The sequence below is a fragment of the Parasphingopyxis sp. genome (assembly GCF_052168295.1).
Taxonomy (GTDB): Bacteria; Pseudomonadota; Alphaproteobacteria; order Sphingomonadales; family Sphingomonadaceae; genus Parasphingopyxis.
Genome location: NZ_JBQLZN010000052.1, coordinates 1 through 8693, shown reverse-complemented (window position 1 = coordinate 8693; position 8693 = coordinate 1). Strand labels below are relative to the sequence as shown.

At 64.7% G+C, this 8693-nt stretch carries 8 protein-coding genes; 3 read left to right on the top strand and 5 right to left on the bottom strand.

The window, feature by feature from the left end:
* The first annotated feature begins 201 nt into the window (after positions 1–201).
* Both ACTS1Z_RS09155 and ACTS1Z_RS09150 read left to right on the top strand, forming a co-directional pair.
* Positions 202–1218 (top strand): polyprenyl synthetase family protein, encoded by a 1017-nt coding sequence (locus ACTS1Z_RS09155; protein ID WP_442624150.1) that lies wholly within the window; start codon positions 202–204, stop codon positions 1216–1218.
* A 152-nt stretch (positions 1219–1370) separates the two neighbouring features.
* Positions 1371–2783: an MATE family efflux transporter gene (locus tag ACTS1Z_RS09150; protein ID WP_442624149.1), complete on the top strand. Its 1413-nt coding sequence runs from the start codon at positions 1371–1373 to the stop codon at positions 2781–2783.
* A gap of 432 nt (positions 2784–3215) precedes the next feature.
* On the opposite strand, the gene ACTS1Z_RS09145 is transcribed toward ACTS1Z_RS09150, so the two are convergent.
* The 3 genes from ACTS1Z_RS09145 to ACTS1Z_RS09135 form a co-directional block, all read right to left on the bottom strand.
* Positions 3216–3746 (bottom strand): hypothetical protein, encoded by a 531-nt coding sequence (locus ACTS1Z_RS09145; protein WP_442624148.1) that lies wholly within the window; start codon positions 3744–3746, stop codon positions 3216–3218.
* Positions 3747–3835: 89 nt separating this feature from the next.
* Positions 3836–4342, bottom strand: a complete 507-nt coding sequence (locus ACTS1Z_RS09140) for a hypothetical protein (protein WP_442624147.1) — start codon at positions 4340–4342, stop codon at positions 3836–3838.
* Entirely contained in the window at positions 4339–4995 is a 657-nt protein-coding gene (locus ACTS1Z_RS09135) for a hypothetical protein (RefSeq protein WP_442624146.1), read from the bottom strand. The genes ACTS1Z_RS09140 and ACTS1Z_RS09135 overlap by 4 nt, the downstream gene beginning before the upstream one ends.
* Before the next feature lie 334 nt (positions 4996–5329).
* On the opposite strand from ACTS1Z_RS09135, the gene ACTS1Z_RS09130 reads away from it, so the two are divergent.
* Complete coding sequence (locus tag ACTS1Z_RS09130; protein WP_442624145.1) at positions 5330–5536, top strand: cold-shock protein; 207 nt, start codon at positions 5330–5332, stop codon at positions 5534–5536.
* Positions 5537–5738: 202 nt separating this feature from the next.
* Here ACTS1Z_RS09130 and ACTS1Z_RS09125 read toward each other — a convergent pair whose 3' ends face one another.
* Positions 5739–7199: an amidohydrolase family protein gene (locus tag ACTS1Z_RS09125; protein WP_442624144.1), complete on the bottom strand. Its 1461-nt coding sequence runs from the start codon at positions 7197–7199 to the stop codon at positions 5739–5741.
* A gap of 86 nt (positions 7200–7285) precedes the next feature.
* On the bottom strand, positions 7286–8693 hold a 1408-nt coding region (locus ACTS1Z_RS09120), incomplete at its 5' end, for a helicase-related protein (protein ID WP_442624143.1).

The window sequence follows — 8693 nt, the reverse complement described above, 5'->3', positions numbered from 1 at the left end:
GTTTGTCAGAATTTTCCTGACGGAAAATCGCCGCACCGGCCCGCTCCCCCTCCCGACCTCCCATTGAGTGTACCCTGTTGGGAGGCCGGGAGGGGGAGCGGGCCGGTGCCGCGCCCGACCACTAAGTCGAGTCTGACAAAGTATGCGCGCGGCCGGCCTACCCTTGCCTTCGCGCCGGATTCGAGCCAGAGCCGTCCCGCAATGAGCGCCACAGTCACTCCGATCCGCGGCGGCGATACGCCGCCCTCGCTCGACCCGATGATGGCCCTCGTCTCGGCCGATCTGGACCGCGTCAATCATGTCATTCTGGATCGCATGCGCTCCGACGTGCCGCTGATCCCGGAGCTTGCCGGGCATCTGATCGCGGGCGGCGGCAAGCGGATGCGGCCGATGCTGACGCTCGCCTGTGCGAAACTGCTTGATTATCCGGGTGACCGGCATCACAAGCTCGCCGCCTGTGTCGAGTTCATCCACACCGCGACGCTTCTGCACGACGATGTCGTCGATGTCTCGGATCAGCGGCGCGGCAAGAAGACGGCCAATGTGATCTGGGGCAATCCGGCGAGCGTGCTTGTCGGCGATTTCCTCTTTTCGCGCTCCTTCGAGCTGATGGTCGAGGATGGCAGCCTCAAGGTGCTGCGCATCCTTTCGGGCGCGTCGGCCGTGATCGCCGAGGGCGAGGTCAACCAGCTTACCGCGCAGCGCCGCATCGATACCGGCGAGGATCGCTATCTCGAAATCATCGGCGCGAAGACCGCCGCGCTGTTCGCCGCGGCCTGCCGGATCGCCGCCGTCGTCGCCGAACGCGACGAGGAGGTGGAAGAGGCGCTCGACGCCTATGGCCGGAATCTCGGCATCGCCTTCCAGCTCGTCGACGACGCGATCGACTATGTCTCGGACGAAGAGACGATGGGCAAGGATGTCGGCGACGATTTCCGCGACGGTAAGGTCACGCTGCCCGTGATACTCGCCTATGCGCGCGGCAGCGACGAGGAGAAACGCTTCTGGCGCGACGCGATCGAGGGCCGCCGGGTCAGCGATGCCGATCTCGCCCATGCCAAGGACCTGCTGATCCATCACGATACTATTGCCGACACCATGGCGCGCGCGCGCCATTACGGCCAGCGCGCGATCGACGCGCTCGGGCCCTTCGCGAAGAGCCAGGCCAAGGCCGCGCTCACCGAAGCCGTGCAGTTCGCGGTGGCGCGGGCCTACTGAACAGCATCCGCCGGTCCCCGTCGGCCACTGACCAGTGTGACTTTCCAGCCACCACTGTTGCGCAATACCCGCACCCCCTTTCGCTCCGTCCCGCAATCGCGGTACACAGCGCGCCGCTATGAACAGCGTGAGTCGCCTCTAACCGTGCCCAAATGGCTACCAGGATCGCCCTTGACGGCCATCGCACGCCCCTGCGCGCGGAGATTCGCGCCACCCTTGCGCTCGCCCTCCCGCTAATCCTCGGGAATTTCGCGCAAAACGCGATCAACACCACCGACATCATCATGCTCGGCCGGTACGATGTGAACGCGCTGGCCGCATCTGCGCTTGGCGTGAACCTTTATTTCGCGCTCGTCATGTTCGCGGTCGGGATCGTCATGGCGGCCTCGCCGCTGATCGCGGCGGCGCGCGGCAAGCGCATCCATCCGGTGCGCGATTCCCGGCGCACGGTGCGCCAGGCCATGTGGCTCTCCGCAATGATCAGCCTGCCGATCTGGCTGATCATCTGGAATACCGAGGCGGTGATGCTGCTCTTCGGGCAGCAGCCCGGCATCTCCGCGGACGCCGCCTCCTATAACCGGATCGCGATGTGGGGCATGCTGCCCTTCCTGATCTTTCTCGTGCTGCGGCTCTATGTCTCGGCGCTGGAGCGGCCGATCTGGGGCGTGATAATCACGGTCATCGGCGTCGGCTTCAATATCGTTGCGGACTGGCTGCTGATTTTCGGGCCCGGGCCGTTTCCAGAGCTCGGGCTGGAGGGCGCCGCGATTGCGAGCGTGATGTCGAACATAGTGCTGATGCTCGGCATGATCGTCGTCACCACCGGGCTGAAACCGTTCCGCCGCTATCGCCTGTTTGCCAATTTCTGGCGCAGCGACTGGCCACGGCTCTGGCATATCACCAAGCTCGGCGTGCCGATCGCAATCATGCTGACGCTTGAAGTGACGATCTTCAGCGCGGCGATCTTCCTGATGGGTCTGATCGACCGGGATTCCGTTGCGGCGCATGCGATCGCCCTGCAGATTGCGGCGTTCGCCTTCATGATCCCGCTCGGCCTTTCTCAGGCCGCGACGGTGCGCGTCGGCTTCTACTATGGTCGCGAAGACCGGGACGGCATCCGCCTCGCGGGGCAGGTAGCCTATGGGCTGGGCGTCGGCGCGGCGATGCTGCTGGCGCTGATAATGATCCTCGTCCCCGGGTCGCTGGTCAGCCTGTTCATGGAAGAGGGCGTCGGCCCGGGCAGCCGGGTGTTCGACCTCGCCGTCAGCTTCCTGTTCATCGCCGCGATGTTCCAGCTCGCAGACGGCGTGCAGGCCGTAGGCGCGGGCGTCTTGCGCGGCCTGCAGGATACGCGCTGGCCGATGCTCTTCGCCGGCTTCGGCTATTGGGTCGTCGGTATCGGCGTGGCGGTCGGCCTCGGCTTCTATGCGGGCATGGACGGCATCGGCATCTGGATCGGCCTCGCCGCCGGGCTCGGCGTTGCGGCGATCCTGCTGACGGGACGCTGGATGATGCGCGAGCGGATCGGCTTGGTGGAATACTCGGCGAGCGCTGACACGAGTTGAGGATCATTTTATTTGTCAGGCCTTCGCTTCGCTTAGGCGTGGCACCAGCCCTCTCCCCCTCCCGACCTACCATGAGTGTACCCTGTTTGGGAGGTCGGGAGGGGGAGAGGGCTGGTGCGGCGACATTGCAACAGCAATGTTCTGACAGATAAAATGAAAAAAGGCTGCCGGGCTATGTGCCCGGCAACCCTTTGACATGGTCAGCGGCCGGAGTGCCGGCCGGAGAATCTACGCGAGACTTTTAACCCCGCACCCTCCGAAACGACTGAACCGACCTCACTACTGAACCATGAGACATCGGATCACCTCCTTTCGCATTGTTGAACTCATTTACCGGAATGAATCATTGCGACTCGTGGATCAACCCTTGTTTTTGAATTTTTTTTGAGCGATCATCCTTTGCTCGCCGCGAGGGTCGCCCCGCGGCTTTTTTTACGCGTCGTCGGCCGCCACATCGCCCCCGTCCGGTGCCGCGCCACCGCCCGCCGCGACCGCGCATTCTTCGAAATAGCCCTGCAGGACGGCATCGGTCTGCACCATGACCGTTTCGGTGCCATCGGCCTCGATCGTCAGCGGCGCGGGAAATGCGATGATAGTATTGGCGAGCGGCCCCGCGATCGGCATCGGCGCGATCCGCACCGGACCTTCCGCGCCGTTGCGCACTTCGACAGGATCGACGCCGTGCATGAAATCGCCGGCTCTGAGTAGCATTGCCGGGCGCGCGCCCTCAACGAAGCCGCCCTCCATTTCGAGGACGATCTCGGCCGTGTCGGCATCGCAGCGGAAGGTCGCGACGAGATTGCCGTCCTCATCGGCATAGCTGGCCTGATCGGCATTGGCGGCCCAGGCGCCTGGTGTCAGCTCCAGTGCGCGCGGCCCGTCCGCCGCCTCGTCGCCGGCATCACCCGAACAGGCCACCAAGGTTAGCGCGAGCGTCGCCGTGCCGAAAATGTGCGTTTTCATCGTCCCAAACTCCAGCCAGAACTCCAGATTGCCGAACGCGCCGCGCATGCCACGCGATTATTACAGATTTGCGGCAACGACGGCTGGTTTCAGGCGCGGCAGTCCTCGAACACGCGCGTCATCTGCGGCCAGTTCGGCACGGCGACGACCGGCTGGCCGGTGACCGTGATGGCGATCCGGCCACGGCTGAAGGCGATCTTGTCGAGATAGTCGTCCGACGCGGCGGTGGCGGCGACGATATAGGGCTGCGCGCCCGATCCGTTCTGCGCCGCATAGCTTGTGTCGCCATGGGTCGCCTGGAACGCCATCGTCCCCGATCCGCCGGTCATCTCCCCGGCCATCGAGAAAACGATACGCCGGTCGGACATATTGCAGCGCACGAGGAAGAGAGCTTCGGCATTCGGCTCGCCATAAAGGGCGAGCGAACCGCGTTCGTCCTCGCGATAGACCCAGGTACCGGGCGCGAGCGGAATATCGCGCCAGTCGGCTTCGCTGCCGTTCTGGGCGGGCGCGGGCGCCGGGGCGGCAGAACAGGCGCCGAGCGCGATGAAGATCGTCGCCGCGGCCGTCAGGCTGTTGAACCCGAGCGCGCTCATTCCGCCGGCTCCACGCCGTTGATGGACGGTACGGCCGCGTCGAGCTCGGCCGCTTCTGCCGACGCATCGCGCCGGTCGCAGGCACTGACGATGCTCGTGAGCACGTCGTCGGCCGGGATGGTGACCCGCTGGTCGCCGCCGAGCCGGATGGAGTAGGGCCCGTTGCCGCCGATGAGCCGGCCGATAAACGGATCGGCCGCGGGCACCGAGATATAGGCGGCGGCGACATCGCCGGTCGCTTCGGACGCGGTAAAGGTCGATCCGCCCTCGGGCGTGCTGATATAGACCGTGCCCGATCCGCCCTGCGGCGGCATGCCGATCAGCCGGATATCGATCCCGCCGCCAAGCTCGCAATTGATCGTCACGATCGGCGATCCGCCCTCCACGCCGAACTGCGCGGTGCGCTCGTCGTCTACCGTCACGACGCTCCAGACGCCGGGCGTGATATCGCCCGATCCGCTCGTGTCGATCTGCCCCGGCGAGGTGCCGGAGAGCACTTCCTCTTCGCCGCTTTCGGCGCGCGCCTCTGCGGCCAGCCGCTCATATTCGGCCTGCGCGGCCTGCGCCGCGGCACGCGCCTCTTCGGGTGTTTCGGTACGCGCGCAGGCGGATAGAGCGAGGGCTGGCAGGACAAGAAACAGGATCGGACGCACGGAATTCTCCCAAGGGAATCTCTTTCCCCATCAATGGGGTGGAAACGGCCCGATATCAAGCGAAGAGGGATGGTCCGGCACGAGCATTTGGCGTTGTGTGGCACCATGGCGGCGAGAGGGGGAAAGGCGTCCGACCGCTTTCATTTGCCCTTTATCTTCCGCGGCCTTATACGCGCCTCACTGCCGATGTCGCACGTGGCGACGGACTAAGGCGCGCGGCGCCCTCTATTCCCTCAATACATCAGCATGCAGACGCAGGCCGCATCCGGCGTTCGGATGGGGCTCATTACCGCTGCCCGCGTGGCGGGGGCGGCCCAATATAGGGAATAGGAATATGCCGATTGGCACAGTGAAATTTTTCAACGAACAAAAGGGCTATGGCTTTATCGAACCCGAAGAGGGCGGCAACGACGCCTTCGTTCATATGACCGCCGTCCAGGCCGCGGGCATGACGACGCTCAAGGAAAACCAGCGCGTATCCTATGAGCTCGAAGAGAGCCGCAACGGCAAGATGGCGGCGACGAACCTCGAAGAGGCGTAATCGCTCCGATTTTGTTTGCCGAAAGGGCGGCGGGGCTTCGGTTCCGCCGCCCTTTTTGTCAGAATTTCCCTTTCGGGAAATCGCCGCACCAGCCCGCTCCCCCTCCCGACCTCCCATTCATTGTACTCTGTGGGAGGTCGGGAGGGGGAGCGGACTGGTGCCGCGCCTGAGGCGAAGCCGAAGGTCTGACAGAGGGCTCCCTCTACCCCGGCCGCCCGCCATGCGCCGCCCAGTTCGCCATGAACTCGCGCCGCGTTTTCGGGCCATAGGTCGCAAAGCTCGGATTGGGATTCGCGCGATAGTCTGCGCGGCGCTCAAGCAGAGTGCTGTCCGCCGCCACTTCGCCGAGATCGAGGCCGTAGACGGCCGCGCCATTGAGGCCGAAGATCTTGCGCTTCGCCTCCGCTGTCAGCGCCGGATAGCCGAAGCGTTCCTGATATTCCTCCGATATCTCGAACGCGCGGAATGACTGAATTTGATCCTGCGGGCTGCCATACCAGATCGAGTCCGTGCCCCAGATGATCCGCTCCTCGCCAAAGGTTCCGAGCAGCTTGCCCATGACATGCGCGGCCTCGTCCGGCCGGCCCATGAAATAGCGCCAGAGCGAGCCCATCTCGGCATAGAGATTGCCCTCGTTCGGCCGGAGCCCCGCATCGCGATGCGCCTTGATCAGCCGGTCGACGCCGCCGCCGTTCGGATCATAGGCGCTCTCGGTCACGCCGGGCTGGAACCCCGAATGATAGACGAGGAAGGTGAGGTCGGGATTGTTCACCGCCGCATTGCCCATGTCACGCGGGCTCGAATAGAGCGGATCGAGGCCGAACAGGGTGATGCCCTTGTGCACGGCGATGATCGTCTTGCCGAGCCGGCGGGCGTTATCAAAGGTCCGGTCCGCATAGTCGCTTTCGTCGAGGAAAAAGCCCTCGGCGTCCGGTCCCCATTGCGGATACATTTTCCAGGCGTCGACGCCGTGCACTTCGGCCTTTTCGTCCATCGCCTCTAGCTCGCCGGGGTCGTTGGGCAGCACGCCGCCATGGATCAGGCAGCGCGCCCCGTCCCCGCCGATCTGCTCGATAATGCCGCGCGCTTCGGCGGCATATTCGATCGGCGTCGGGTTGCTGTCCGCCGTGCCCCAGAGCGCGGAGACGACGGCGACATCGGTATCGCTGTCGAGATAGACTTCGCGGGCCAGCGTCTGCGCCGAATAGCAGTCATAGCTGCCGTCCGTGCACTGGGTGGACTGGCCGAAGGCGCGGGAGAGCGCCTGTTCCCAGATCTGCCCGTCGCGTCCCGTCGCCCAGGCGGCGGAAGGGTCGACGCAATGGGTCTGCACGTCGAAGATGAATTCCTCGCCGCCGACCGCCGCATCGGCTGCCGCCGGTTCGAAAGCCGCTTCCTGCGCCACGGCGTAATGGCCGCCCGAACCCGGATTGGCCCGGTTGCACGCCGCCAGCGTTGCCGCCGCGCCCATCGAGGAAACGAGAAACGCCCGCCGTCCCATGCCGAGCTTCTTCGCGTTTTCCGTCGCCGTCTCATGGGCGATCCGGTTCGCATGATGCTGGTTCACGGTCGGCGGCCGCGGGAAAAATTCCCCGTTCGACGTGCCGTCGAATTTAATAGGCAGGCGGGTACCTTCGGGATCGAGATCTGGGGTGCGGGCCATGGGCGACTCTCCTATGCGCGTTTAGAAGCAGTCTAACCCAAGAGACGCGCGGGCGAAAATGACTTCGATCAAATCGGCGGCACAGCCTATCGCATCTTCCGCTGCGTCTTGCCGTAGCGCAGCTTTCGCGTGCCCGGCCGTCCCTCCGTCGCCCGGCCCTTGGGTCGCGCCACCTGCTCGTCTGCGGGCAGGCCCAGCTCTTCGCTTTCCAGCCGGCGAATCTCGTCGCGGAGGCGGCCGGCCTCTTCGAACTCCAGGTCCGCCGCGGCCGCGCGCATGCGTTTTTCGAGGTCCTCAATATAGGCGCGCAGGTTGTGGCCGACGAGATTATTGACCTCCTCGTCGCCCGTATCGACGGTGACCTGGTCCCTCGACGCCGTATGCGCGACGATATCAGCGATATTCTTCTGGATCGTCTTCGGCGTGATGCCATGCTCGGCGTTATATTCGAGCTGCTTTTCGCGGCGGCGGTCGGTTTCGGCGATCGCGCGTTCCATCGAACCGGTGATGCGGTCGGCGTAGAGGATCACGCGGCCTTCGACATTGCGCGCCGCGCGACCGATCGTCTGGACGAGACTCGTCTCGCTGCGCAGGAAGCCCTCCTTATCGGCGTCGAGGATGCAGACCAGCCCGCATTCGGGAATGTCGAGGCCTTCGCGCAGCAGGTTGATGCCGACCAGCACATCATAGACGCCGAGCCTGAGATCGCGGATCAGCTCGATGCGTTCGAGCGTCTCGACATCGCTGTGCATATAGCGGACGCGCAATCCCGCCTCGTGCATGAACTCGGTCAGGTCTTCAGCCATGCGCTTGGTCAGCGTCGTGACGAGCGTGCGATAGCCCTTTTTCGCGGTCTCGCGGCATTCGTTGATGCAGTCGTCGACCTGCTCCTCGACCGGGCGGATGAGAACTGGCGGATCGGTGAGGCCCGTCGGCCGGATCACCTGTTCACTGAACACGCCGCCCGTCTGCTCCATCTCCCAGGGGCCGGGCGTTGCGCTGACGCAGACGGTCTGCGGGCGCATCGCGTCCCATTCGTTGAAGCGCAGGGGCCGGTTGTCGATACAGCTCGGCAGGCGGAAGCCATACTCCGCCAAGGTCAGCTTGCGCCGATGGTCGCCACGCGCCATCGCGCCGACCTGCGGGATCGTCTGGTGGCTCTCGTCGACGAAGAGCAAGGCATTGTCGGGCAGATATTCGAACAGCGTCGGCGGCGGTTCGCCGGGGAGACGGCCGGTGAGGAAGCGGCTGTAATTCTCGATGCCGGCGCAGCTTCCCGTCGCCGCGATCATCTCCAGATCGAAATTGGTTCGCTGCTCGAGTCGCTGCGCCTCCAGGAGCATCCCGGCGTCCTGCAATTCCTTCAGCCGCACCTCGAGCTCGCGTTTGATCGCCTCCATCGCCTGTTTCATCGTCGGGCCGGGCGTCACGTAATGGCTGTTGGCGAAGACGCGCACGCGATCGAGCTTCGCGCCCTTCTTGCCGGTCAGCGGA

Bases quoted from the DNA above. Each gene is read 5' to 3' on its own strand.
- ACTS1Z_RS09145 (WP_442624148.1), bottom strand. From the start codon at position 3,746: ATGAAAACGCACATTTTCGGCACGGCGACGCTCGCGCTAACCTTGGTG.
- ACTS1Z_RS09130 (WP_442624145.1), top strand. From the start codon at position 5,330: ATGCCGATTGGCACAGTGAAATTTTTCAACGAACAAAAGGGCTATGGC.
- ACTS1Z_RS09140 (WP_442624147.1), bottom strand. From the start codon at position 4,342: ATGAGCGCGCTCGGGTTCAACAGCCTGACGGCCGCGGCGACGATCTTC.
- ACTS1Z_RS09155 (WP_442624150.1), top strand. From the start codon at position 202: ATGAGCGCCACAGTCACTCCGATCCGCGGCGGCGATACGCCGCCCTCG.
- ACTS1Z_RS09150 (WP_442624149.1), top strand. From the start codon at position 1,371: ATGGCTACCAGGATCGCCCTTGACGGCCATCGCACGCCCCTGCGCGCG.
- ACTS1Z_RS09125 (WP_442624144.1), bottom strand. From the start codon at position 7,199: ATGGCCCGCACCCCAGATCTCGATCCCGAAGGTACCCGCCTGCCTATT.